The 24,884-nt window shown below is 68.0% G+C and carries 19 protein-coding genes; 14 read left to right on the plus strand and 5 right to left on the minus strand.

The window, feature by feature from the left end:
- Positions 1 to 19: 19 nt before the first annotated feature.
- Positions 20 to 718, minus strand: a complete 699-nt coding sequence (locus JOE57_RS19195; protein ID WP_338041291.1) for a GNAT family N-acetyltransferase — start codon at positions 716 to 718, stop codon at positions 20 to 22.
- 74 nt (positions 719 to 792) lie between these two features.
- Complete coding sequence (locus tag JOE57_RS12240; RefSeq protein WP_204918326.1) at positions 793 to 1,755, minus strand: C40 family peptidase; 963 nt, start codon at positions 1,753 to 1,755, stop codon at positions 793 to 795.
- Between the two features lie 459 nt (positions 1,756 to 2,214).
- Here JOE57_RS12240 and rplJ point away from each other — a divergent pair, with 459 nt between their 5' ends.
- The 5 genes from rplJ (at position 2,215) to JOE57_RS12265 (ending at position 12,118) form a co-directional block, all read left to right on the plus strand.
- Entirely contained in the window at positions 2,215 to 2,856 is a 642-nt protein-coding gene (rplJ, locus tag JOE57_RS12245) for a 50S ribosomal protein L10 (RefSeq protein WP_204918328.1), read from the plus strand.
- 14 nt (positions 2,857 to 2,870) lie between these two features.
- Positions 2,871 to 3,263: a 50S ribosomal protein L7/L12 gene (gene rplL, locus JOE57_RS12250; protein WP_204918330.1), complete on the plus strand. Its 393-nt coding sequence runs from the start codon at positions 2,871 to 2,873 to the stop codon at positions 3,261 to 3,263.
- Positions 3,264 to 3,658: 395 nt separating this feature from the next.
- A complete protein-coding gene (gene rpoB, locus JOE57_RS12255; protein ID WP_204918332.1) occupies positions 3,659 to 7,144 on the plus strand; it encodes a DNA-directed RNA polymerase subunit beta in 3,486 nt (1,161 codons plus the stop codon).
- A gap of 57 nt (positions 7,145 to 7,201) precedes the next feature.
- Complete coding sequence (locus JOE57_RS12260; protein WP_204918334.1) at positions 7,202 to 11,056, plus strand: DNA-directed RNA polymerase subunit beta'; 3,855 nt, start codon at positions 7,202 to 7,204, stop codon at positions 11,054 to 11,056.
- A 201-nt stretch (positions 11,057 to 11,257) separates the two neighbouring features.
- Entirely contained in the window at positions 11,258 to 12,118 is an 861-nt protein-coding gene (locus JOE57_RS12265; protein WP_204918336.1) for a TIM barrel protein, read from the plus strand.
- Position 12,119: 1 nt separating this feature from the next.
- Here JOE57_RS12265 and JOE57_RS18970 read toward each other — a convergent pair whose 3' ends face one another.
- Entirely contained in the window at positions 12,120 to 15,074 is a 2,955-nt protein-coding gene (locus tag JOE57_RS18970) for a helix-turn-helix transcriptional regulator (RefSeq protein WP_275588485.1), read from the minus strand.
- A 234-nt stretch (positions 15,075 to 15,308) separates the two neighbouring features.
- Here JOE57_RS18970 and JOE57_RS12275 point away from each other — a divergent pair, with 234 nt between their 5' ends.
- Positions 15,309 to 16,079, plus strand: coding sequence for a sugar phosphate isomerase/epimerase family protein (locus tag JOE57_RS12275; protein ID WP_204918340.1), 771 nt, complete (start codon positions 15,309 to 15,311; stop codon positions 16,077 to 16,079).
- Between the two features lie 19 nt (positions 16,080 to 16,098).
- On the opposite strand, the gene JOE57_RS12280 is transcribed toward JOE57_RS12275, so the two are convergent.
- Positions 16,099 to 16,635, minus strand: coding sequence for an AAA family ATPase (locus JOE57_RS12280; protein WP_338041292.1), 537 nt, complete (start codon positions 16,633 to 16,635; stop codon positions 16,099 to 16,101).
- A gap of 103 nt (positions 16,636 to 16,738) precedes the next feature.
- Here JOE57_RS12280 and JOE57_RS12285 point away from each other — a divergent pair, with 103 nt between their 5' ends.
- Genes JOE57_RS12285 through JOE57_RS12300 form a run of 4 tightly spaced genes read left to right on the plus strand, consistent with a single transcriptional unit; the run spans position 16,739 to position 19,776 of the window.
- The gene (locus JOE57_RS12285) at positions 16,739 to 17,140 is read left to right on the plus strand and encodes a TOBE domain-containing protein (protein WP_204918341.1); all 402 of its coding nucleotides are present in this window, start codon (positions 16,739 to 16,741) and stop codon (positions 17,138 to 17,140) included.
- Positions 17,137 to 17,919, plus strand: a complete 783-nt coding sequence (gene modA, locus JOE57_RS12290) for a molybdate ABC transporter substrate-binding protein (protein ID WP_204918343.1) — start codon at positions 17,137 to 17,139, stop codon at positions 17,917 to 17,919. Before JOE57_RS12285 ends, modA begins: the two co-directional genes overlap by 4 nt.
- Positions 17,888 to 18,703, plus strand: a complete 816-nt coding sequence (locus JOE57_RS12295) for an ABC transporter permease (RefSeq protein WP_204918345.1) — start codon at positions 17,888 to 17,890, stop codon at positions 18,701 to 18,703. Before modA ends, JOE57_RS12295 begins: the two co-directional genes overlap by 32 nt.
- Entirely contained in the window at positions 18,700 to 19,776 is a 1,077-nt protein-coding gene (locus JOE57_RS12300; RefSeq protein WP_204918347.1) for an ATP-binding cassette domain-containing protein, read from the plus strand. The genes JOE57_RS12295 and JOE57_RS12300 overlap by 4 nt, the downstream gene beginning before the upstream one ends.
- On the opposite strand, the gene JOE57_RS12305 is transcribed toward JOE57_RS12300, so the two are convergent.
- Positions 19,755 to 20,117, minus strand: coding sequence for a hypothetical protein (locus JOE57_RS12305; RefSeq protein WP_204918349.1), 363 nt, complete (start codon positions 20,115 to 20,117; stop codon positions 19,755 to 19,757). The genes JOE57_RS12300 and JOE57_RS12305 overlap by 22 nt on opposite strands.
- Before the next feature lie 806 nt (positions 20,118 to 20,923).
- On the opposite strand from JOE57_RS12305, the gene JOE57_RS12310 reads away from it, so the two are divergent.
- The 4 genes from JOE57_RS12310 (at position 20,924) to fusA (ending at position 24,861) form a co-directional block, all read left to right on the plus strand.
- On the plus strand, positions 20,924 to 21,592 hold the full coding sequence (locus JOE57_RS12310; RefSeq protein WP_204918351.1) for an MOSC domain-containing protein: 669 nt from the start codon (positions 20,924 to 20,926) through the stop codon (positions 21,590 to 21,592).
- 228 nt (positions 21,593 to 21,820) lie between these two features.
- Positions 21,821 to 22,192, plus strand: coding sequence for a 30S ribosomal protein S12 (gene rpsL, locus JOE57_RS12315; protein WP_204918353.1), 372 nt, complete (start codon positions 21,821 to 21,823; stop codon positions 22,190 to 22,192).
- The gene (gene rpsG / locus JOE57_RS12320; protein WP_204918355.1) at positions 22,192 to 22,662 is read left to right on the plus strand and encodes a 30S ribosomal protein S7; all 471 of its coding nucleotides are present in this window, start codon (positions 22,192 to 22,194) and stop codon (positions 22,660 to 22,662) included. The genes rpsL and rpsG overlap by 1 nt, the downstream gene beginning before the upstream one ends.
- 102 nt (positions 22,663 to 22,764) lie before the next feature.
- Entirely contained in the window at positions 22,765 to 24,861 is a 2,097-nt protein-coding gene (fusA, locus tag JOE57_RS12325; RefSeq protein ID WP_204920422.1) for an elongation factor G, read from the plus strand.
- Positions 24,862 to 24,884 lie beyond the last annotated feature (23 nt).

The following is a 24,884-nucleotide window of genomic DNA, read 5'->3' on the forward strand; positions in this document are numbered from 1 at the left end:
GATCCTGGTCCAGGGCGCACTAGGAATGGTCTTCTTCGCCCTCGCGCTGCAGCGCGGAGCCGTGACGACGGTCACCGCCATCACCTTCGTCGTCGAGATGGTGATTCCGTCCATTCTGGGCGTGGTGCTGTTCGGGGACGGCGTGGCCCAGGGGCTGGTCGTGGTCGCTGTCGCCGGGTTCGCCCTGGCGGTCGCCGGAACGCTGGCGTTGGCCCGGTTCGCCGAGCCCGCCTAGCCTGGCCAGGGAGTCGCCGGTCAGCCGGAACACCGTCCAGTCGGTCATCGGCTCCGCCCCCAGCGAGCGGTAGAACGCGATCGACGGTGCGTTCCAGTCCAGCACCGACCATTCGAACCGGGCATAGCCGCGGCTGACAGCGATCCGCGCCAGCGACTGCAGCAGTGCCTTGCCCAACCCGGTGCCGCGGTACTCCGGACGTACGTAGAGGTCCTCGAGGTAGATCCCGTGCACGCCCTCCCAGGTGGAGAAGTTGAGGAAGTACAGCGCGAACCCGGCGACCTCACCGCCGGCCTCCTCGACTACCAGGGCGTAGGCGGCCGGCTGCGGCCCGAAGAGCGCCTGTCTCAGCTGCTCCTCCGTCACCCGCACCTGGCTGCTGGAGCGCTCGTAGTCAGCCAGGTCGAGGATCAGCTGCCGGATGGTGCCCAGGTCATCCTCGGTGGGCGTACGGACGGCGGGGTGCAGGGCCGGCTCGGTCACGGTGGTCACGATAGGTGATGAGACGACACTGCCCCCCGGCCGAGGGCCGGGGGGCAGTGTCGTGGCGCCTGAGGTCAGGCCGGACGGCGAGCGCCCATGTACGGCATGTACTTCATCTTCAGGTACTGCACCGGCGTACCCGGACGGGAGGCGTGGATGACCTTGCCGTTGCCGGCGTAGATCGCCACGTGGCGGATCCCGGAGTAGAAGAACACCAGGTCACCCGGTCGCAGGTGACTCTTGGAGACCCTCTTGCCGACCCGGAACTGGGCCTGCGAAGTGCGGGGCAGCTTGACGCCGGCGGCCTTCCAGGCACCGGAGGTCAGACCCGAGCAGTCCCAGCTGTTCGGGCCGGTGGCGCCGTAGCGATAGCTGTCACCCAGTTGCTTCTTGGCGAAGGCCAGCGCCTTCCTGCCCTTGGCGCTGGAGGCAACCTTCTTCTTCTTCGTGACGGTCGTCCTCTTCTTGGGCGAGGCCTTCTTCGCCTTGGCTGCTGCCTTGACCGAGCCGCCGTGCTGCAGCACCTGCCACACGCTGCCGGTGGCCTTGCCCGTGCGGTGCCAGCGGTGTGCGCCCTGCAGGGACCTGACGGCGTTGCGCGTCATCGAGCCGTAGTAGCCCGTGGCGGGGACGTGGAGTCCGGATGCGGTCAGCGCCCGCTGCAGCCGTTGCACCGAGGCACCGCGGCTTCCCACCGACAGGGTCGGCCGGGAACCGCGGGACAGCAGAGCCGCCCAGGTGTGGCTGTCCACCGAGCCGGTCGCGCTGAGATGCGACCGGCGCTGGAAGCTCTTCACCTTCGACACGTCGGCCCGGGACAGGTAGCTGTTCATCCGGGGGTGGTAGCCGGCGGACCTGAGCAGGCACTCGACGGCCCGGGTCTGCCTGCCCTTGGTCCCGTGCCGGACCGTGTGGTAGCTGTTGAATGTCACAGTGCACTGCGCGGCGCTGGCGGCAGGCGGCGCTCCGATCATCACGGTGGCTGCCAGGGCGAAACTCGCCCCGGTCCCCACCAGCATCTTGAGAATTCTCCGCATGTTCTGTCTCCCCTAAGCAGACGATGGTGGGCCCCGACGAAGTGCCCGTGAGTGGCTGCTTCCCACAGCCGCGTGCGACGTTACCTTTTCGAGATAAAGTTCGCCAAGTTCATGCAAATGTGATCTGCGCCTCTTGACATCTGACAGGTTCCGCGCATGCAGGCTGAGAGGGGCCTGAAAACCGGCCTCCGGGCGACCCCGCCGCGGGTGACGATTTGGCTGCCCGGGGAAGCTGCCGGTAGAGTCAGCTATGCCGAAGACCGCTGGTTGGCCAGGTTCGCCTGGTCCGAAGTATCCGTCAGGATGGCCCGCGCAGGAGATCGAGTTGAGACGAACGTCGTGTTCGCCGCCGCCCCGTGTCGCCTGTGCGCCGGGGCTTTCTTCATGAGTACGGGTCCTTCCGGCGTGAGCGGTGCCACTGATCCCAGTGGTCAACTATCAGGAAGTGGAAGGAGACCCATGGCGAGGCCGGACAAGGCAGCTGCGGTCGCCGAGTTGACGGAGAAGTTCTCCAACTCTGCGGGTGCTGTGCTGACCGAGTACCGCGGACTCACCGTGGCGGCGCTGAAGCAACTGCGTCGCTCACTCGGTGACGAAGCCACCTACGCCGTGTCGAAGAACACTCTGACCCAGATTGCCGCCCGCGACGCGGGCATCGATGGCCTGGACGAATTCCTGTCCGGTCCGACGGCGATCGCCTTCATCGACGGTGACCCGGTCACCGTTGCGAAGGGTCTGCGTGACTTCGCCAAGGCAAATCCGCTTCTGGTCATCAAGGGCGGGGTTCTGGACGGAAAGTTCCTGAGCTCGGACGAGGTCAGGAAACTGGCCGATCTCGAGTCGCGCGAGGTGCTCCTCGCCAAGCTCGCCGGCGGCATGCAGAACGCTCTGCAGAACGCCGTCTCGCTGTTCGCCGCACCGCTCTCGCAGGCTGCCCGTGTCATGGGCGCCCTGGAGACCGCGGCCGCAGCAGACCCTTCGCTCATCGCCGGTGCCGGCGTTGAGCAGCACCAGGAGCAGACCGAAGAAGCACCCGAGGCAGCACCCGTTGCCGAGGACACACACCCAGGCGACGCGGCTGACGCTGCGGAAGACAAGTAAGGAAGGACCGCCCCATGGCGAAGCTCAGCACTGACGAGCTCCTTGACGCGTTCAAGGAAATGACCCTGATCGAGCTCAGTGAGTTCGTGAAGCAGTTCGAGGACGTCTTCGGCGTCACCGCGGCAGCTCCGGTTGCCGTGGCCGCCGCCCCGGCCGCCGGTGGCGCCGGTGGCGAGGCCGCAGAGGAAGAGGCCAGCGACGAGGTCGACGTCATCCTCGAGTCGGCCGGCGAGAAGAAGATCCAGGTCATCAAGGAGGTGCGTACCCTCACCAGCCTCGGCCTCAAGGAGGCCAAGGAGCTGGTGGAGGCGGCGCCGAAGGCCGTCCTGGAGAAGGTCACCAAGGACGCGGCAGCCAAGGCCAAGGAGGCCCTCGAGGGCGCCGGCGCCTCGGTCACCGTCAAGTGACACCAGCCCTCGGCTGAGGGCAGGTGCTTGGGGCCGAGCCTTGAGTACCACACGCATGCTGCACAGCGGCGAGTCTCTGACCGAGACTCGCCGCTGTGCTTTTCCGGGTCCGCGCCCGGCACGCGGGTCGGGCGAGATTGGCGGAAATTCCCGCGATTCGGGCGGTTTCAGGGCCCCGGATCGGGCCGAGGGGGAGTATGCTCTTCGCCAAGCGACTGGCCTTGGCTGGGTCGTTTCAGTTCGTCCTGCGCGCTGGGTTTACAATCCGGCCGGGTGGCACTATATTGGGGGTTTGCCCACGCAAACTTGACGACCCGTTTCACTTGACACGGGCCGTTCAGCATGCACAGAAGCAATCGCACCGAACCGCCCGCGAGCCTCGGAAGGACCCACTGTTGGCCGCCTCGCGCACCGCCTCAAAGAAGAACAACGTCATCTCCACCACTGGTCGCATCTCATTCGCCAAGATCGCCGAACCTATGGAAGTACCCGATCTGCTTGATCTGCAGCTCGACTCCTTCGACTGGCTTATCGGCAACGACGTCTGGCGTCACCGCGTCGACGAGGCCCTGGCCGAGGGACGCACGGACATCAACACGAAGTCAGGTCTGGAGGAGATCTTCGAAGAGATCTCGCCGATCGAGGACTTCTCCGGGACGATGTCGCTGTCGTTCCGTGACCACCGCTTCGAGCCGCCGAAGAACACGGTGGACGAGTGCAAGGAGCGCGACGTCACCTACGCGGCGCCGCTCTTCGTCACCGCCGAGTTCATGAACAACGAGACCGGCGAGATCAAGAGCCAGACGGTTTTCATGGGCGACTTCCCGCTGATGACCGACAAGGGCACCTTCGTCATCAACGGCACCGAGCGCGTCGTCGTGTCGCAGCTGGTCCGCTCGCCTGGCGTCTACTTCGAGCAGACCACCGACAAGACCTCGGACAAGGACATCTTCACCTGCAAGATCATCCCGTCCCGCGGTGCCTGGCTCGAGTTCGAGATCGACAAGCGCGACATGGTCGGTGTGCGGCTGGACCGTAAGCGCAAGCAGAACGTCACCGTGCTGCTCAAGGCGCTCGGCTGGACCGATGCGCAGATCCTCGAGGAGTTCGGCGAGTACGAGTCGATCCGGCTCACCCTGGAGAAGGACCACACCTCCACCCAGGACGAGGCGCTGCTCGACATCTACCGCAAGCTCCGTCCGGGCGAGCCGCCGACCCGCGAGGCCGCCCAGGCTCTGCTGGACAACTACTACTTCAACGCGAAGCGCTACGACCTGGCCAAGGTGGGTCGCTACAAGATCAACAAGAAGCTCGGCCTCGAGCAGCCCTTCGACAAGCAGGTGCTGACGATCGAGGACATCGTTGCCGCGATCCGCTTTGTGGTGGCGCTGCACGAGGGCAAGGAGACGCTGGAGGCTCCGCGCGGTGAGCTCATCGTCGAAGAGGATGACATCGACCACTTCGGCAACCGCCGGCTGCGCACCGTCGGCGAGCTGATCCAGAACCAGCTTCGCACCGGTCTCGGCCGGATGGAGCGGGTGGTCCGGGACCGGATGACGACCCAGGACGTCGAGGCGATCACGCCCCAGACCCTGATCAACATCCGCCCGGTGGTCGCTGCGCTGAAGGAGTTCTTCGGCACCTCGCAGCTGTCGCAGTTCATGGACCAGACCAACCCGGTCGCCGGCCTGACGCACAAGCGGCGGCTGTCGGCCCTCGGCCCCGGCGGTCTGTCCCGCGACCGGGCCGGCATGGAGGTCCGTGACGTGCACCCGTCTCACTACGGCCGGATGTGTCCGATCGAGACGCCGGAAGGGCCGAACATCGGCCTGATCGGCTCGCTGGCCTCGTTCGCCCGGGTGAACGCGTTCGGCTTCGTCGAGACCCCCTACCGCAAGGTCAACAACGGTTCGGTCACCGACCAGATCGTCTACATGACCGCCGATGAGGAGGACCGCTACGTCATCGCCCAGGCCAACGCCAAGATGGACGACGACGGCCGCTTCACCGAGGCGCGGGTGCTGGTCCGCAAGCGTCATGGTGACGCGGACGAGGTTCCCGCCGAGGATGTCGACTACATGGACGTCTCGCCGCGCCAGATGGTGTCGGTTGCGACGGCCATGATCCCGTTCCTCGAGCACGACGACGCCTCCCGTGCGTTGATGGGCTCGAACATGCAACGCCAGGCCGTGCCGCTGATCCGCAGCGACGCCCCGTACGTCGGGACCGGCATGGAGTACCGCGGGGCGGTCGACGCCGGTGACGTGACGGTGGCCAAGCAGGCGGGTGTGGTCCAGTCGGTGAGTGCCGACCTGATCGAGATCGCCAACGACGACGGCACCTACAAGACCTACCGGCTGAGCAAGTTCCGCCGCTCCAACCAGGGCACCTGCATCAACCAGCGGCCCCTGGTCGAGTCGGGTCAGCGCGTCGAGGTCGGCACCCCGCTGGCCGACGGTCCCTGCACCGATGGTGCGGAGATGGCGCTGGGCCGCAACCTGCTGGTGGCGTTCATGCCATGGGAGGGCCATAACTACGAGGACGCGATCATCCTCTCGCAGCGGGTCGTCCAGGACGACGTGCTCACCTCGATCCACATCGAGGAGCACGAGGTCGACGCTCGTGACACCAAGCTCGGTGCCGAGGAGATCACCCGGGACATCCCGAACGTGAGCGAGGAGATGCTCGCTGATCTCGACGAGCGCGGCATCATCCGGATCGGTGCCGAGGTCGGCACCGGCGACATCCTGGTCGGCAAGGTCACCCCCAAGGGTGAGACCGAGCTGACCCCGGAGGAGCGGCTGCTGCGGGCGATCTTCGGTGAGAAGGCGCGCGAGGTGCGCGACACCTCGCTGAAGGTGCCGCACGGCGAGTCCGGCACCGTGATCGGGGTCCGGGTCTTCGACCGGGACTCCGAGGACGAGCTCTCACCTGGGGTGAACCAGCTGGTTCGCGTCTATGTGGCGCAGAAGCGCAAGATCCAGGACGGCGACAAGCTCGCCGGACGGCACGGCAACAAGGGTGTCATCTCCAAGATCCTGCCGATCGAGGACATGCCGTTCATGGAGGACGGGACCCCGGTCGACATCGTGCTCAACCCGCTCGGCGTGCCGAGCCGGATGAACATCGGTCAGGTGCTGGAGACCCACCTCGGGTGGGTCGCCAAGACCGGCTGGGACCTGGAGGGTGTCGAGGGACCGTGGGCCGACCGGCTCCGTTCCGTCGGGCTGGAGAAGGTGTCCGGCGATTCCCGGTTGGCCACGCCCGTCTTCGACGGCGCGACCGAGACCGAGATCACCGGGCTGCTGGGCAGCACCCTGCCGACCCGTGACGGTGAGCGGCTGGTGAACAGTGACGGCAAGGCCTGGCTGTTCGACGGCCGCTCGGGAGAGCCGTTCCCGGAGCCGGTCGGTGTCGGCTACATCTACATGCTGAAGCTGCACCACCTGGTCGACGACAAGATCCACGCCCGCTCGACGGGTCCGTACTCGATGATCACGCAGCAGCCGCTGGGCGGTAAGGCCCAGTTCGGTGGCCAGCGGTTCGGCGAGATGGAGGTGTGGGCGCTGGAGGCCTACGGTGCCGCCTGGGCACTGCAGGAGCTGCTCACCATCAAGTCCGACGACGTTCCCGGTCGGGTCAAGGTGTACGAGGCGATCGTCAAGGGGGAGAACATCCCCGAGCCCGGTATCCCTGAGTCCTTCAAGGTTCTGGTGAAGGAAATGAAGTCGCTGTGCCTGAACGTGGAGGTGCTGTCGTCCGACGGCACCGAGGTCGAGCTGCGCGACTCCGACGACGACAACTACCGGTCGTCGGACGAGTTCGGGATCGACCTGTCTCGCCGCCCCGGCGAGTCTCTCAGCGGCGTCGAAGAGGTCTGAGTTCACGCTCAGTCGGCATAACAACTCAGTTTTGATACAAGGAGAAAGAGAAGCAACGTGCTCGACGTGAACTTCTTCGACGAGATCCGCATCGGCCTGGCAACGGCAGACGAGATCCGTCACTGGTCCCACGGTGAAGTGAAAAAGCCGGAGACCATCAATTACCGCACGCTCAAGCCCGAGCGCGACGGCCTGTTCTGCGAGAAGATCTTCGGTCCCACCCGGGACTGGGAGTGCTACTGCGGCAAGTACAAGCGGGTGCGCTTCAAGGGCATCATCTGCGAGCGCTGTGGCGTCGAGGTCACCCGCTCCAAGGTGCGCCGGGAGCGGATGGGCCACATTGAGCTGGCCGCTCCGGTCACCCACATCTGGTATTTCAAGGGTGTCCCGTCGCGACTCGGCTACCTGCTCGACATCGCCCCGAAGGACCTGGAGAAGGTCATCTACTTCGCGGCCTACATGATCACCGCCGTCGACGACGAGGCGCGGCACCGCGACCTGTCCTCGCTCGAGGCGAAGATCGACGTCGAGCGCAAGCAGCTGGAGGGTCGTCGCGACAGCGACATCGAGACCCGGATGAAGAAGCTGGAAGAGGACATGGCCGGCCTCGAGGCCGAGGGCGCCAAGGCCGACGCCAAGCGCAAGGTCCGCGAAGGTGCCGAGCGCGAGGTCAAGCAGCTGCGGGACCGGGCCCAGCGTGAGCTGGACCGACTGGACGCCGTGTGGAACCGCTTCAAGACGCTCAAGGTGCAGGACCTCGAAGGCGACGAGATCCTCTACCGGGAGATGAAGACCCGGTTCGGCAAGTACTTCGAGGGCTCGATGGGCGCCGACGCGATCCAGAAGCGGCTGCAGACGTTCGACCTGCAGGCCGAGGCGGAGTCGCTGCGTGAGACCATCCAGACCGGCAAGGGTCAGCGCAAGACCCGCGCTCTGAAGCGGCTCAAGGTGGTCTCGGCGTTCCTGACCACCAAGAACTCGCCCGAGGGCATGGTGCTGGACTGCGTGCCGGTCATCCCGCCGGACCTGCGCCCGATGGTGCAGCTCGACGGTGGCCGATTCGCGACCTCGGACCTGAACGACCTGTACCGGCGCGTGATCAACCGCAACAACCGGCTCAAGCGACTCCTCGACCTGGGTGCGCCGGAGATCATCGTCAACAACGAGAAGCGGATGCTGCAGGAGGCTGTGGACTCGCTGTTCGACAACGGACGCCGTGGCCGTCCGGTCACCGGACCGGGCAACCGGCCGCTGAAGTCGATCTCAGACATGCTCAAGGGCAAGCAGGGTCGGTTCCGGCAGAACCTGCTCGGCAAGCGCGTCGACTACTCGGGCCGTTCGGTCATCGTCGTCGGCCCGCAGCTGAAGCTGCACCAGTGTGGCCTGCCGAAGGCGATGGCGCTGGAGCTGTTCAAGCCGTTCGTGATGAAGCGGCTGGACGACCTCAACCACGCTCAGAACATCAAGTCCGCCAAGCGGATGGTGGAGCGTCAGCGTCCCGTAGTGTGGGACGTGCTGGAGGAGGTCATCACCGAGCACCCGGTGCTGCTGAACCGGGCGCCGACGCTGCACCGGCTGGGCATCCAGGCGTTCGAGCCGCAGCTGATCGAGGGCAAGGCCATCCAGATCCACCCGCTCGTCTGCACGGCGTTCAACGCCGACTTCGACGGTGACCAGATGGCGGTGCACCTGCCGCTTAGCGCGGAGGCCCAGGCGGAGGCCCGGATCCTGATGTTGTCGACCAACAACATCCTGAAGCCGGCCGACGGTCGCCCGGTGACCATGCCCACCCAGGACATGATCATCGGTCACTACTTCCTGACCATGCAGCGTGACGGTGCGATCGGCGAGGGCCGTGCCTTCGGCACCGTGTCCGAGGCACTGATGGCGTTCGACCGTGGTGAGCTGTCGGTGCAGGCCAAGATCAAGCTGCGGCTGACCGAGATCGCCCCGCCGAAGGGCAAGGAGCTCGCCCCCAACGGCTCCATCCTGCTCGAGACGACCCTGGGTCGGGCGCTGTTCAACGAGGCGCTGCCGGCGGACTACCCGTACGCCGACTACGAGGTGGGCAAGAAGCAGCTGGGCCAGATCGTCAACGATCTCGCCGAGCGTTACCCGAAGGTCGAGGTGGCCTTCTGCCTGGACGCGCTGAAGGATCTCGGTTTCCACTGGGCCACCCGGTCCGGTGTCACCGTCTCCATCGGCGACGTCACCACCCCGGCTGACAAGCCGCAGATCCTGGCCGGCTATGAGGAGCGCGCAAGCAAGATCGACAAGCAGTACGAGCGCGGTCTGATCACCGAGGACGAGCGTCGCCAGGAGCTCATCGAGATCTGGACCGACGCCACGTCGCGGCTGGGTGCGGCGATGGAGGCCAACTTCGAGAAGACCAACCCGATCTACATGATGGTGCACTCGGGTGCTCGCGGGAACATGGTGCAGATGCGCCAGATCGCCGCTATGCGTGGTCTCGTGGTGAACCCGAAGGGTGAGATCATCGCCCGGCCGATCAAGTCCAACTTCCGCGAAGGCCTGTCGGTGGGTGAGTACTTCATCTCCACCCACGGTGGCCGTAAGGGTCAGGCGGACACGGCGCTGCGAACGGCCGACTCCGGCTACCTGACGCGTCGTCTGGTGGACGTCTCGCAGGACGTGATCATCCGCGAGGAGGACTGCGGTACCGAGCGTGGGCTGACCAAGACGATCGCGCTGCAGGAGAACGGCAAGCTGGTGCTCGACGAGCATGTCGAGACGGCGGTGTACGCCCGTTCGCTGGCCACCGACGTACTGGACGCGAACGGCGAGACGCTGCTTCCGGCCGGTACCGACCTCGGCGACGTCAACATCGCCCGGCTGGTCAACGCCGGCGTCACGACGATCAAGGTGCGCAGCGTCTTGACCTGTGAGGCCGTTACCGGGACCTGTGCGATGTGCTACGGCCGCTCGCTGGCCAGCGGCAAGCTGGTCGACGTCGGTGAGGCGGTCGGTATCGTCGCGGCGCAGTCGATCGGTGAGCCGGGTACCCAGCTCACGATGCGTACCTTCCACACCGGTGGTGTGGCCGGTGACGACATCACACAGGGTCTGCCGCGCGTGGTGGAGCTGTTCGAGGCACGGCAGCCCAAGGGCAAGTCGCCGATCTCGGAGAGCGCCGGACGGGTGCAGATCGAGGACAGCGACCGGTTGAAGAAGATCATCGTCACTCCGGACGACGGCTCCGAAGAGGTCGAGTTCACCGTCAGCCGGCGGGCCCGCCTGCTGGTCGAGGACGGCGACCACGTCGACGTCGGTCAGCAGCTCACTCACGGTACGCCTGACCCGCAGGACGTGCTCCGGGTGCTGGGTGTCCGCAAGGTGCAGGAGCACCTGGTGGACGAGGTGCAGTCGGTGTACCGCACGCAGGGTGCGCCGATCCACGACAAGCACATCGAGATCATCATCAGGCAGATGCTGCGCCGGGTGACGGTGATCGAGTCGGGTGAGACGTCGCTGCTGGCGGGTGACCTGGTGGATCGTCTGACCTACGAGGCGCAGAACCGCAAGGTTGTCGCCGAGGGTGGCGCTCCCGCCTCCGGTCGTCCGGTCCTGATGGGCATCACCAAGGCCTCGCTGGCCACCGAGTCGTGGCTGTCGGCCGCCTCCTTCCAGGAGACGACCAAGGTCCTGACCGATGCGGCGATCCACGGCAAGTCCGACTCCCTGGTCGGTCTGAAGGAGAACGTCATCCTGGGCAAGCTGATCCCGGCCGGCACCGGCCTGGAGCGGTACCGCAACATCCGGGTGGAGCCGACGGCCGAGGCGAAGGCCCAGGCCTACTCGATGGTCGGGTACGACCCGTTCGACTACGACTTCGGTCAGGGTTCGGGCGAGGCTGTGCCGCTGGAGGAGTTCGACCTCGGCGACTTCCGCTGAGTCAGCAGTAACGCCCCGCAGGGGCGATCGAAGGGGCGGGCCGAGCGATCGGTCCGCCCCTTCGGTGTTTCGAGGCAGGCGGGGCAACTGTTGGCAACTGCTGGCCGCCGCGGGTCGGCGCTCCCTATCGTCGGGTGCGGGCCGCCGGACGGCTGCCCCTCCGGACCGCCAAGTCCAACAGACCAGCAAGGGAGGCCGTCGGTGGCCAGGATCGGCGTGCAGGCGATGATGCTCAAGAAGCAGTTCGAGGAGCTGGGTGCGTTCGAGACCCTGCGCCGGGTGAGCGATCTCGGTTACCACGCGGTGGAGATCTCACAGATCCCGATGACGGCCGAGAATGTGGCCGAGATGCGCCGAGCCCGGGCTGAGCTGGGGATGGAGATCGCCTCCCTCTCGGCCGCCCTCGAGGTGCCGGCCGGACGGCCCGGGGAGTCGTTGACCAGCGGCTTCGACAAGATCGTCGACGACTGCCGGGCCCTGGACTCGACCATGGTGCGGATGGGCATGCTGCCCTTCGACGCGATGGCCTCGCTCGACAAGGTGCTCGACTTCTGCGCCCGCAGCAACGAGGTCGCCGAGCGGCTGGCCGAGCACGGGATCGGCCTGTACTACCACAACCACCACATCGAGTTCACCAGGTACGACGGCCGCTACCTGCTGGACATCATCGCCGAGCGGGCCCCGCGGCTGGGTCTGGAGCTTGACGTGCACTGGATCCATCGCGGTGGCCTGGACCCGGTCCGGGTGCTCCAGCAGTACGCCGGCCGAGTCGGGCTGGTGCATCTCAAGGACTATCGGATCGGCCAGCTTCCGCCGGAGGCCTTCGATTCGCTGGCAAGAGGAGACTTCGACGCGTTCAGCAAGGCGTTCGCCGGCATCGTCCAGTTCGCCGAGGTGGGTGAGGGCAACCTCGACTTCAACACGATCATCGACACCAGCCTCGCCATCGGGGTGAGCTATCTGCTGGTCGAGCAGGACGACCAGTACGGCCGCGACTCGCTTGACTGCCTGGCCACCTCGCAGCAGAACCTGGTCAAGCTGGGCTACGGCGACCTGTTCTGAGCTATCCGAGCAGCCCCCGGCGGCGAGCGACGGCGGCGGCCTCGGTCCGGCTGCCGACGGCCAGCTTGGCCAGGATGTTGGAGACATGCACGCTGGCCGTCTTCGTGCTGATGAAGAGCCGCTCACCGATCTGCCGGTTGCTCCACCCTTCGGCGACCAGGGCGAGCACCTCCCGCTCGCGGCCGGTCAGCTGGTCCACGGCCGGCTGGCGACGCTCCAGTCGCCGCCCGCCGAGCCGGTCGAGCTCGGCCAGCAGGGGTGCGGCGCGCAGCCGCTCCGCGACGGTCGCCACCGACTCGACCGCCTGCCTGGCCGGCTCCGACTGCCCGGTGGCGCGCAGGACCGCGGCCAGCCGCAGTTCCGAACGTGCCCGTTCGAAGACGTGGGGGAAGGTCGTGAAGGCCGCCACCGCCTGCCGCCATGCCGACACCAGGTCCTCCTCATCCCATGGGCCGATGCCGGTGAGCCAACGCAACCTCAGCATCTCGGCCTGCAACCGTGCCAACCAGGCGGCACTCTCCGGTCCCCGCGGCCGTCGCCGTTCCCCCTGTTCGGCAGCCTCGAGGGCACCTGCCCGCAGGATCTCGGCACGCCTCACCAGGTCGGCCCGCCGGCTCGCCGGTTGCCGATCGCTGTGGTTCGCGAACTGTCCGATCATCAGCGCGCTCAGCCGGATCTTGGCCTGGAACTCGCCCTGCTGCCAGATGGTCTCGACATTGGCGACCACGTCGTCATGGACCGCCAAGGCGGCGTCGAGGTCGCCCGTGTCACCGTAGAGGTCGATCGCGGCGCCGCCACTGAAGACGGCGATCATGCCGTCGCTGGTCCACCAGGGCCGGACCTCGGCCAGCAGCGCCAGCCCGGCGGGATCACCCCGGCCGGCCGCCACCAGCATCGCCACCGCGGACAGGTTGGCCTCCACCAGCACCGGCGGAGACCCGCCGGTGACCTCCACCAGCTGCTGCACCGCGTCCCAGTCGCCGCACAGATACGCGACCAGGCCAGCAAGCACCCGGGAGTCGAACCCGTACGGCGCATACGGCCGGCCGAGCTCGATGGCCCGCCGAGCGCCTCGGCTGTAGACGGCGAGTGCCTCGGTCAGCTCGCCCAGCTCGAGATGGATACCGCCCAGGTGATGCAGCGCCCTGAGCTCGGCAGGGTCACTGCGGGTGTGCGACTCCTCGATGATCTGTGCTAGCGCCCGCTTGGAGGCGGCGGCGTCACCGGTGCGTTGCTGCAGTCTGGCCAGCATGGTCGTGACCTCGGCGCCGACGTCCGCCAGCCCGAGCCGGGCCGCCATCGCCCGGGCCTCGTCGGCCCACCGGACCGCCTCCTCGTCGCGATGCCGATCGGCCAACGCCTGGGCGTGCACGCACACGAGGCGGCAGCGCAGCTCCGTCTCAGGGTCGGGCGGCACCAGCCGCAGCGCCTCGGTGGTGAGGGCCAGCGCATCGACCTTGAGGTCGCTCAGCAGAGCGGCGGTGGCCAGCGCGGTGAGCAGCAGGGCGCGCTGGCTCGCAGGCGCATCCGGCGCCAGTTGGGACAGCCGGTCCTGCACCAGACGGATCGCTGTGTGTGGCAGCCCGGCCATGGTGGCGGCGGCGCTCGCCCGGACAACGAGCCCGACCTGGTCCACGCCGTCGTCGCCCGGGCCGCCGCCCTGCGGGATCGGCGAACCGGCTGGCTCGGCCAGCAGCTCGAGAGCCCATTCGTAGTGACGCAACGCCTCGTCCGGCCCGCCCATGGCAGCGGCGTCATCACCGGCGCAGATGCTGGCAGACAGCGCCGTTTGCCGGTCATGCGCGGCACGGGCGTGCCGGGCGATCTCCGCCGCCGTGGCCGCGATGCCCGGCGACTGGAGGCTGCGTACATAGGCTGCGTGGATGCGGACCCGTTCGCCGGGCAGCAGGTCGGCGTAGATCGCCTCCCCGAGCAACGCGTGCCGGAAGGCGTAGCCGTCCTCACCGGTCGGCACCAGGACGTTCGAGTCGACCGCCGTGCGCAGGGCCGAGTCGAGCTCCGTCGCAGTCAGCCCGACCACCCCGGACAGCACGTCGTGCGCCACCCGCCGTCCGGAGGCGGACGCGGCCCGGACCACCTGCCGTGCGCCCTCCTCCAGCTGATCGACCCGCACCAGCAGCAGCCCGGCCAGGTCGGTCGGCAACTGCCCGGAGCCGAGCGCGGTCGCGGCCACCAGCTCCTCGGCGAAGAAGGCGTTGCCCTCGGCCCGCTCGACCACCGCCTGCACGTCGCCGGCCCTGAGCGGCGCCGGGTGCAGCGCGCGGACCAACGCACGTACGTCGGGATCCCGCAGCGGCTGGAGGTCGAGATGTTCCACGTTCGGCAGCCGGGACCACTGAGCCGCGGTGGCCCGCAGCGGGTGTCGTCGATGCAGGTCGTCACTGCGGTAGGACACCACCAGCGACACCGGCCCGGCGAAGCCGCGGTGGAAGAGGAAGCTCAGCAGGTCCCGGCTGGACTGGTCGGCCCAGTGCAGATCCTCCAGAACCATCAGCACGGGTCGGTCGCCGCTCAGCCGAGTCAGCGCAGCGTGCACCGTCTCGAAGAGCTCGGTCCGGTCGGCGGAGTTGGTCGCTACCAGTGGATCGCCCAGACGATGCTGGCTCGGCAACAGCCGGCCCAGGGTGGGGAACGACGTCCCGAGGGTCTCGGCGGCCTCGGGAAAGCGTTCGGCCAGCCGGCCGAACGCCTCGATCACCGGCAGGTAGGGCAGCGGACTGCCGGCCAGGTCGAGGCACTGACCCACGCTGACCAGCCACCCCTGTTCGCGGGCCATACCGGTCAGCGCGGTCAACAGCCGGGTCTTCCCGATCCCGGCATCTCCGGAGAGCAGGACGACTCCCGGGCGCGGGCCGGGGCGGACGCCCGCCAGCCGAGCCAGCTGGTCGAGCTCCGCGGCACGTCCGATCAGCGGGACAGCAGCCACGTCGTGCATCGACACGACTCCATCATCGCCGATGGCACCGACAGCCGGCCGGGCGCGCAGCCATCAGCGTGACGACGTCCCGCCATGGCTGCGGCGTCAGCGGCGAGGTCGTGATCTCGGCCATGACCCCATCCTCGCGCAGACCGGGGCGGGGCCCAAGAGTCGTCCCGGCCCGTTGAGTAGTCTCGAGGGTCCCGGGACGGCCTGTGGTCCCCGGTCGTCTTGAGGCGGGAAAGAGGACTGATGAGCCTGCGTGACCAGATCGGCCTGTGTTCGGTGACCTTCCGCCAGCTTCCGGCCGAGGAGGTGGTGCGGCTCGCAGCCGAGGCGGGGCTGCGCAGGATCGAATGGGGTGCCGACGTGCACGTCGCCGATCCGCAGCGGGCCGCGGCCGTTCGGTCACTGACGGAGCAGGCCGGGCTCACGGTAGCGGCGCTCGGCTCGTACTACCGGGTCGGCGAGGCCGAGGACGGCGCCTTCGCCCGGGTGCTGGAGACAGCCCTGGCCCTGGGTGCGCCACGCATCCGGGTCTGGGCCGGCAGCAGGGGCTCGGCTGAGAGCGACCAGGCGCACCGGTCCAGGGTCGTTGCGGACGGCCGACGGATCGGCGAGCTCGCCGCGGAGTCCGGCGTCGAGATCGCCTTCGAATACCACGGCAACACCCTCACCGACACCCAGGAGTCCGCGCTGGACCTGCTGCAGGGGATCGCCCATCCGGCCGTCGGCAGCTACTGGCAACCGCCGGTCGACTACCCCGACGACCGGGCCTTGGGCACCCTGGCGGCGGTACTTCCGTGGCTTCGCGCAGTGCACGTCTTCTCCTGGTGGCCCGGCAACCAGCGGCTGCCGCTGCAGGGCCGCGACGAGCTCTGGCGCCGGGTGACCAGGGTGCTGGCCGAGGCCGGGTTGTCGGTCGACCTGTTGCTGGAGTTCATCCCCGGGGACCGCCCGGCCGGCCTGGCCGATGAGACGCGTTGCCTCCAGGACCTGCTCCCCACGACGACCGACGGCTGAGCGGGCTGGTGAGGGCGGCTCACACCCGGGCACGCTCCAGGTTCGCCAGAATGTCGTCGACCGTCTCCTCCGGTGTCTGCGCGCTGGAGTCCAGCCAGTAGCCGATCCGGGCCGTCTCGCTGCGCAGGACGTTGTCAAGGGCGCCCGGGGAGAAGTGCACGTAGCCCGCCTTCACCCGCTGCTCCTCGCGCCACTCCAGTGCGGTGACGCTCGGGGAGAGCACCACCAGATAGCGGTCGGGAGTGTGGATCCGCCCGATGAAGCTGGCCAGGTCCCGGCCGATGATGACGTCCTGGACGATGGCGTCGAACCCGACAGCGGCGTAGGCGTCGGCGGCGTGGCTGGCCAGGTCGTACCGCAGCTGCAGCTGCGCCAGGGCGGCTGCCGTCGGCTGCGGGGTCATGTCGGCCCGACCGTTGATCACCATCTTGCGGAACATGTCGCCGCGGATGTGCACAGACCTGGGCAGCCGATGCGCCAGCAGCTCGGCCACGGTGGACTTGCCCGCGGCCATCGCCCCGGTGATGACGATGACTCTGCCCCGCTGGTCTGTCACCCGCCCATTGTTGCCGGTCGCCGCACGGTGCAGTCGGCAGCCCCGGGCTGCCCAGGCCCATTTCACTCTTGCATTCCGCAGGTACGGCAAATAGAGTCGAAATATGCCGCATTATCGGATATCTCAGGCGGCTGCTCTGCTGGGTGTCAGCGACGACACCGTCCGCCGCTGGGTCGACTCCGGCCGGCTCGCGGCGACCAGCTCGGGTGGTCCGAGCCTGGTCGACGGCAGCGAGCTGGCCGCCTTGGCGCAGCAGATCGCGGTGGCCCCCGACCTCGGTGACACGGTGGCCGAGAGTGCCCGCAACCGGATGACCGGCCTGGTGACCAGGGTGGTCAAGGACACGGTGATGGCTCAGGTCGACCTGCAGTGCGGTCCGTTCCGGATCGTCTCGCTGATGTCGGCCGAGGCCGCGACCGAGCTGGGTTTGGAGCCAGGCGTACTGGCCGTTGCCTCCGTCAAGTCGACCCATGTCGTGGTCGAGGTCCCAGGAGGGATCGGATGAGGCTGCCCGGCCGGCTGGCCGCGTTGCTGGCCTCGGCTCTGCTGGCGGGCTGCGCCACCGGCGCTCAGCCGGCCGGGACCAGGAGCGACACCGGCCTGTCCGGGCCGGTCACCGTACTGGCCGCGGCGTCGCTGACGGAGGCGTTCAGCACCCTGGGTACCCGCTTCGAGACCGCCCATCCCGGGGTCGCCGTGAGGTTCAGCTTCGGATCGAGCGCCACCCTGGCGACCCAGATCCGCCAAGGCGCACCGGCCGATGTGTTCGCAGCCGCCAACCAGTCGACGATGCAGTCGGTCACCGACGCCGGGCTGGCCGGGCCGAGCCACACGTTCGCCACCAATACGCTGCAGATCGCCGTGCCGGTGGGAAACCCCGGCCGGATCACCGGTCTGGCCGACTTCGCCGACAGCGGCAGGAAGATCGCCATCTGCGCCCCGCAGGTCCCCTGCGGGGCGGCAGCGCGACAGCTGTTCCGGGCGGCCGGGGTCACTGCCGTGCCGGACACCCTGGAACAGGATGTCAAGGCGGCCCTGCAGAAGGTGGTGCTGAACGAGGTCGACGCAGCCCTGGTCTATCGCACCGATGTGGTGGCGGCGGCCGGCAAGGTGGACGGGATCGACGTCCCCGAAGCCGACCGGGTCGTCAACGACTACCCCGTCTGCATCCTGACGTCGTCGAGTCAGACGAAGACCGCAACGGCGTTCGTCGACTACGTCCTCTCAGCCGAGGGCAGGAAGGTGCTGGACGATGCCGGTTTCGGCCCACCCCCGGGCGGCTGAGCGCCAGGGCGCCGTCCCGGTGCTGTTGGCGCTGCCGGCCGTGCTCGGCTGCGCCTTCCTGGTGGTGCCGCTGCTGGGGCTGCTGATCAAGGCCCCGTGGGTGTCGGCGCCAGCGCTGCTGCGCAGCCCCGAGACGCTGCAGGCGCTGCGGCTCTCGCTGGTCACGGCGACGACGGCCACTGCGCTCTCGGTCGTGCTGGGCGTGCCGCTGGCCTGGCTGTTGGCCCGGCCCGCCGCTCGAGGGAGCGCGCTGCTGCGGGCCCTGGTCACGGTGCCGCTGGTGCTGCCGCCCGTCGTTGGCGGTGTAGCGCTGTTCACGGTGCTCGGCCGGTCCGGACTGGTCGGTCGACCGCTCTACCAGCTGACCGGCTTCGCCTTCCCGTTCACCCCGTACGCCGTGGTGCTGGCGCAGGTGTTCGTCGCCATGCCGTATCTGGTGCTGTCGGTGGAGGGGGCGCTGCGTGCCTCGGACCGACGGTTCGAGGAGGCGGCCGCAACCCTCGGTGCCCCGCCGCTGGTCGTGTTCAGGCGGGTCACGCTGCCTCTGGTCGGACCCGGGATCGTCGCCGGCGCCGTGCTGGCCTGGGCTCGCGCCCTGGGGGAGTTCGGCGCAACGATCACCTTCGCCGGCAACTTCCCCGGCACCACCCGGACGATGCCGCTCCAGGTCTATCTGGCCCTGGAGACCGACCCTGGTGCCGCGCTGCTGCTCTCCGTACTGCTGCTCGCGGTGTCCCTGCTGGTGCTGGTGCTGCTCCGCGACCGCTGGGTGACCCGCTGGTGAGCGGGCTGTTGGCCGAGCTGGACATCCGGCGCGGCGACTTCTCCCTGCTGCTGGAGCTGGCCGTTCGCCCCGGCGAAGTGGTGGCGCTGCTCGGGCCGAACGGTGCCGGGAAGTCGACGGCGCTGCGCGCACTGGCGGGCCTGGTGCCGGTGAGTCGGGGCCGGGTGACGATCGGCGGGCAGGCCGTCGAGGACACCGCGTCCGGACGGCGGCTGCCACCGCACCGACGCTCGGTGGGCGTGGTGTTCCAGGACTACCTGCTGTTTCCGCACCTCAGCGTGGTGGACAACGTGGCCTTCGGACCGCGGACCCAGGGAATGCGGAAGGACGCGGCCCGAGCGATGGCGCAGGAGTGGCTGCGCCGGGTCGGGGCGGCGGACATCGCGCTGGCCAGGGCTCGGCAGATCTCCGGGGGTCAGGCTCAGCGGGTGGCACTGGCCCGGGCACTGGCGACGCGTCCGCAGCTGCTGCTGCTCGATGAACCGCTGGCTGCACTGGATGCCCGGACCCGGCTGGGGATCCGCGGTGAACTGCGCCGGCATCTGAGCACCTTCGAGGGCGCCGCCGTACTGGTCACCCACGATCCGATCGACGCCGCCGTGCTTGCCGACCGGCTGGTGGTGGTCGAGGACGGCCGCGTGGTCCAGCAGGGAACGCCGAGCGAGGTGGCCCGGCGACCCAGAACGGACTACGTCGCCCGACTGGTCGGTCTGAACCTGCTGCTCGGGCAGAGCTCCGGCCATCGGGTCACCCTGCCCGACGGCGGCAGCATCACCACCTCGACAGCACTCGACGGTGATGCCTTCACCGCCTTCCGGCCGGCCGCTGTGTCGCTCTTCACCAGCCGGCCCGACGGAAGCCCCCGCAACCTGTGGCAGGGCCGGATCGTCGGCCTGGAGCCACACGGCGAGGGGGTCCGCGTCGAGCTGACCGGCACCCCTGACGCGGGCTCGTCGCTGCTGGCCGAGGTTACCCAGGCCGCGGTCGCCGACCTCGATCTTCTGCCGGGCAAGGAGGTCTGGGCATCGGTCAAGGCCTCCGATGTGGAGAGCTACCCACTCTCCCACGGATGATCGGCCAAGGACGGACCCCGCCCGGGGCCGGTCAGACGGCACAGGCGAAGCTCAGCTCGGATCCGCCGGACGGTCGCCGGCGACGGTGGGCATCTGCTGGTCGTAGCCGTCGCTGAACACCATGTCCCGCTCGAGGAGGTCTGGTCCAGGTTGGTGAGGCTGTGGGCGTAGCCCGAGGTGGCGTAGACCTCACGACAGGTGGACTCCGGCAGCGCCAGCTGCGAGGTGGCGATCTTGTTCTGGGTACACCGCGCCGCTGGATCAGTCGGCAGGTCGTAGTCCAGACCGCGATCATGGTTCTCAAGATCGTCTTCGCGGTGGTTGATGCGCATGCGCTGCACCTGATCTTCCTTGTTTCCAGGGGATGTGGGAACAACACTGGGAGCGCCAACCCGGGATGACCGGCCCGATCGAGGGGACTCACATCCGCGGCATACGTCTTCACAGCGGAGGCACAGCGGCGGCCCGCGGCAGCCCAGCGTCGGCGCGCCCGTCACGGCCGCCGGGCCGAGCTGGGGTGGGCGGGGCCGATGCCCGAAGAGTCCAGCGCGCCCCTGCCTCGCGGAGCTGGGCCACCGGCCCGTCTCGTCGCCGAGATCGGTCCGCGGGAGGTGGGTCTGCCCGCCCGATCGAGCAGCTGGAGGCGAAGATCCGGCCCCCAGCTGTTCGGCTGCAAGGAATCGACCACTCATCGGCCGGGCGCTGCCGCCCCTGCGCCTGACGCCACGCAGCGCCGGCTGACGACTGGTCGTTTCCTCCCACCCCCGCTGGAGATGCTCCGTGACGGCCGCTGGAGATGCGCCGTGACGGTTTCCCAAGTCGACTTGGGAATCCGTCACGAAGCCAGGGAAATCTGCCGCGCTGAGTGACAGGTTCCCTGGCTTCGTACGGTCGCGGTCACCCGATCCCGGTACGGCCGGTCGGCGCCGCGGGTCGGTGGATCGCCGGACCTTCTCCGGCCGGGGCCGAACTCCGCTCCGACGACTCCTCGACCGAGGTCTGCTCACCAGTCCTCCAGCGACCCGGCAGCCGACGAGGCCAGGCGGGGGCAGGACCACCTCAGCCCCCCGCGGGCACGGGGACTGGATGCCGGCGACGCGACCCCGCCAGACCTCAGCCAGCCGCGAGTGGCCGTACCCTTGCCGTCGTGGCACAACTCGACTCCGTCAACATCGGCGTACCGGTCGCCAACCCGTACAAGACGACCCGGACGACCGGCATCAACAAGCAGCCGCAGCCCGGACCGGTCGAGGTGCGGGCACCGGGGCCGAAGACCAGCGGCGCGGGTAGCGGGCTGATCGGCGACCACATCGGTGACACCAAGCACCACGGCGGCGACGACCAGGCGGTCTACGCCTTCGCCCGGGAGGACCTGGACAACTGGGAGCAGCGGCTGGGCCGCGACCTGCCCAACGGGTTCTTCGGTGAGAACCTCACCACCCGCGGCCTGGACGTCAACGGCGCCCTGCTCGGCGAGCGCTGGCGGATCGGGGACCAGGTCGAGCTGCAGGTGACGTTCGGCCGCATCCCGTGCTCCACCTTCCGCGGCTGGACGGGGGAGCGGGGCTGGCTGAAGACGTTCACCGCGGAGGCCCGGCCCGGCACCTACCTCCGGGTCGTCACGCCCGGCCTGATCCGCGCCGGCGACCCCGTCGAGGTGAGCTTCACCCCGGACCACGACGTGACGGTGTCGCTGGGCTTCCGGGCCGTCACCACCGCGCCCGACGAGCTGTCCCGGCTGCACGCAGCCGAGGAGTACCTCGACGAGGAGCTGCTGGCGATGGTGGCGCGGCGGGAGACCTTCCAGATCGGTTGACCTCTTGGGCCGCCCGGTACGCTGGTGGCTGGGCTGAACGGCAGGTCCGCGTTTTGACCGTACGCGGACGACGAGATAGCCTTACTCCTTGTGTTCGGGCTTGCCCGACTCCTTGTGCGTGCCCCCTTTGTCTATACCAGATGTGGTGGTGTTCGCACGGCGGTTGAGCCGATGACTTCTCATCGCCTCGAGCGCGACCCATCCAAAGACAGAAAGAGATACGACGCGGTGCCCACAATTCAGCAGTTGGTCCGGAAGGGCCGCTCAGACAAGGTGAGCAAGAACAAGACCCCGGCGCTCAAGGGTTCGCCCCAGCGCCGTGGTGTGTGCACGCGGGTGTACACCACCACGCCCAAGAAGCCGAACTCAGCGCTGCGCAAGGTTGCTCGCGTTCGGTTGTCCAGCGGCATGGAGGTCACGGCCTACATCCCCGGCGTCGGTCACAACCTGCAGGAGCACTCGATGGTGCTCGTGCGTGGCGGTCGTGTGAAGGACCTGCCCGGCGTCCGCTACAAGATCATCCGCGGCTCGCTCGACACCCAGGGTGTCAAGAACCGCAAGCAGGCTCGCAGCCGTTACGGCGCGAAGAAGGAGAAGTAATGCCTCGCAAGGGTCCCGCTCCGAAGCGGCCGGTCCTCGTTGACCCGGTCTACGGCTCCCCGCTGGTCAGCCAGTTGGTGAGCAAGGTGCTGCTCGACGGCAAGAAGACGATCGCCCAGGGCATCGTCTACACCGCTCTTGAGGGCGCCCGCACCAAGACCGGTGTCGACCCGGTGCAGACGCTGAAGCGTGCACTGGACAACGTCAAGCCGGCGATCGAGGTCAAGAGCCGTCGCGTCGGTGGCGCCACCTACCAGGTGCCGATCGAGGTCAAGCCGAACCGTTCCACCACGCTGGCCATGCGCTGGCTGGTCAGCTTCTCCCGGCAGCGCCGCGAGAAGACCATGGCTGAGCGTCTGATGAACGAGATCCTGGACGCCTCCAACGGCCTGGGCGCCGCAGTGAAGCGTCGCGAGGACACCCACAAGATGGCCGAAGCCAACAAGGCCTTTGCCCATTACCGCTGGTAATCAATCAGCACCGCTGGCAACCCCAGCACCCAAAGACGCTGTCATCGTCCGGACGGACCTGGCAGCACCAGTACGCACAAGAATTAGAGGTTGAACGCTTCCGTGGCTGTCGAGATCAAGACTGACCTGGGCAAGGTTCGCAATATCGGGATCATGGCCCACATTGACGCGGGCAAGACCACCACGACCGAACGCATCCTGTTCTACACCGGCATCAACTACAAGATCGGTGAAGTGCACGACGGCGCAGCGACGATGGACTGGATGGAGCAGGAGCAGGAGCGGGGGATCACCATCACCTCCGCGGCAACGACCTGCCACTGGAAAGACCACACCATCAACATCATCGACACCCCTGGCCACGTGGACTTCACGGTTGAGGTGGAGCGTTCGCTCCGCGTCCTCGACGGTGCCGTGGCCGTGTTCGACGGTGTCGCCGGCGTGGAGCCGCAGAGCCAGACCGTTTGGCGTCAGGCCGACCGCTACGAGGTGCCGCGGATCTGCTTCGTCAACAAGCTGGACCGTACCGGCGCCAGCTTCGACTTCTGCGTCGAGACCATCAAGAACCGGCTGAACGCCATCCCGGCCGTGCTGCAGCTGCCGATCGGGTCCGAGGCCGACTTCATCGGCGTCGTCGACCTGGTCCGGATGCGTGCACTGACCTGGCGCGGCGAGACCGCGATCGGCGAGGACTACACGATCGAGGACATCCCGGCCGACCTCAAGGCGAAGGCCGAGCAGGCGCACCATGACCTGATCGAGACGGTCGCCGAGCACGATGACGAGCTGATGGAGCTCTACATCGAGGGCGTGGAGCCGACCGTCGAGCAGCTCCAGCACGCGATCCGTCGTGCGGTGCTGTCCAGCTCGATCACCGCCGTGCTGTGTGGCACCGCGTTCAAGAACAAGGGCGTCCAGCCCCTGCTCGACGCGGTCATCCACTACCTGCCGTCGCCGCTCGACGTGCCCGCCATCAAGGGCTTCAAGCCCGGCGACGAGTCGGTCGAGATCGACCGTCACCCGACCGAGGACGACCCGTTCGCGGCGCTGGCGTTCAAGATCGCCGCCGACCCGCACCTGGGCAAGCTGACCTACATCCGGCTCTACTCGGGCTTCCTGGAGACCGGCACGACCGTTCTGAACAGCACCAAGCAGCGCAAGGAACGGATCGGCAAGATCTACCAGATGCACGCCAACAAGCGTCAGGAGATCGCCCGCGTCGGCGCCGGTCAGATCGTCGCTGTGATGGGCCTGAAGGACACCACCACCGGCGAGACCCTCTGCGACCAGGCCAACCCGGTCGTACTGGAGTCGATGGACTTCCCGGCGCCGGTGATCGAGCAGGCCATCGAGCCGAAGACCAAGAGCGACCAGGAGAAGCTGGGCACAGCCATCCAGCGGTTGGCCGAAGAGGATCCGACCTTCCGCGTCCACACCGACGACGAGACCGGTCAGACCATCATCGCGGGGATGGGCGAGCTGCACCTCGAGGTGCTGATCGACCGGATGAAGCGTGAGTTCAAGGTCGAGGCCAACATCGGCAAGCCGCAGGTCGCCTACCGCGAGACCCTGCGCCGCAAGGTGGAGAAGGTCGAGTACACCCACAAGAAGCAGTCGGGTGGCTCGGGCCAGTACGCCCGGGTGATCATCGACATGGAGCCGCTGGAGCCGGGCTCGGGTTACGAGTTCGTCAACGGCGTCACCGGTGGCCGCATCCCGCGGGAGTACATCCCGGCAGTGGATGAGGGCATCCAGGAGGCCATGCAGTTCGGTGTGCTCGCCGGCTACCCGGTCGAGGACATCAAGGTGACGCTGCAGGACGGCGCCTACCACGACGTCGACTCGTCTGAGCTCGCCTTCAAGATCGCCGGCTCGATGGTCTTCAAGGAGGCCGCCCGGCGTGCCGACCCGGCTCTGCTGGAGCCGATGATGGCCGTCGAGGTGACCACCCCCGAGGACTACCTGGGCACCGTGATCGGCGACCTCAACTCCCGCCGCGGCCAGATCCAGGCCATGAACGACCGGCACGGCAACAAGGTCGTGGACGCGCTCGTTCCGCTGTCGGAGATGTTCGGCTACGTCGGCGACCTCAGGTCCAAGACCTCCGGCCAGGCGTCGTACTCGATGGAGTTCCACTCCTACGCAGAGACCCCGAAGAACGTCGCGGACGAGATCATCCAGAAGGCCCGCGGCGAGTGAGCGCGACGGTTGCGGCGCGGAAC

This window comes from Microlunatus panaciterrae (genome assembly GCF_016907535.1).
Lineage (GTDB): Bacteria > Actinomycetota > Actinomycetes > Propionibacteriales > Propionibacteriaceae > Microlunatus > Microlunatus panaciterrae.

Excerpts from the sequence above, each read along its gene's own strand:
- rplL (WP_204918330.1), top strand. The coding sequence starts at position 2,871 with ATGGCGAAGCTCAGCACTGACGAGCTCCTTGACGCGTTCAAGGAAATG.
- modA (WP_204918343.1), top strand. The coding sequence starts at position 17,137 with ATGAGGCTGCCCGGCCGGCTGGCCGCGTTGCTGGCCTCGGCTCTGCTG.
- rplJ (WP_204918328.1), top strand. The coding sequence starts at position 2,215 with ATGGCGAGGCCGGACAAGGCAGCTGCGGTCGCCGAGTTGACGGAGAAG.
- JOE57_RS12275 (WP_204918340.1), top strand. The coding sequence starts at position 15,309 with ATGAGCCTGCGTGACCAGATCGGCCTGTGTTCGGTGACCTTCCGCCAG.
- JOE57_RS18970 (WP_275588485.1), bottom strand. The coding sequence starts at position 15,074 with ATGCACGACGTGGCTGCTGTCCCGCTGATCGGACGTGCCGCGGAGCTC.
- JOE57_RS12285 (WP_204918341.1), top strand. The coding sequence starts at position 16,739 with ATGCCGCATTATCGGATATCTCAGGCGGCTGCTCTGCTGGGTGTCAGC.
- JOE57_RS12240 (WP_204918326.1), bottom strand. The coding sequence starts at position 1,755 with ATGCGGAGAATTCTCAAGATGCTGGTGGGGACCGGGGCGAGTTTCGCC.
- JOE57_RS12295 (WP_204918345.1), top strand. The coding sequence starts at position 17,888 with ATGCCGGTTTCGGCCCACCCCCGGGCGGCTGAGCGCCAGGGCGCCGTC.
- rpsG (WP_204918355.1), top strand. The coding sequence starts at position 22,192 with ATGCCTCGCAAGGGTCCCGCTCCGAAGCGGCCGGTCCTCGTTGACCCG.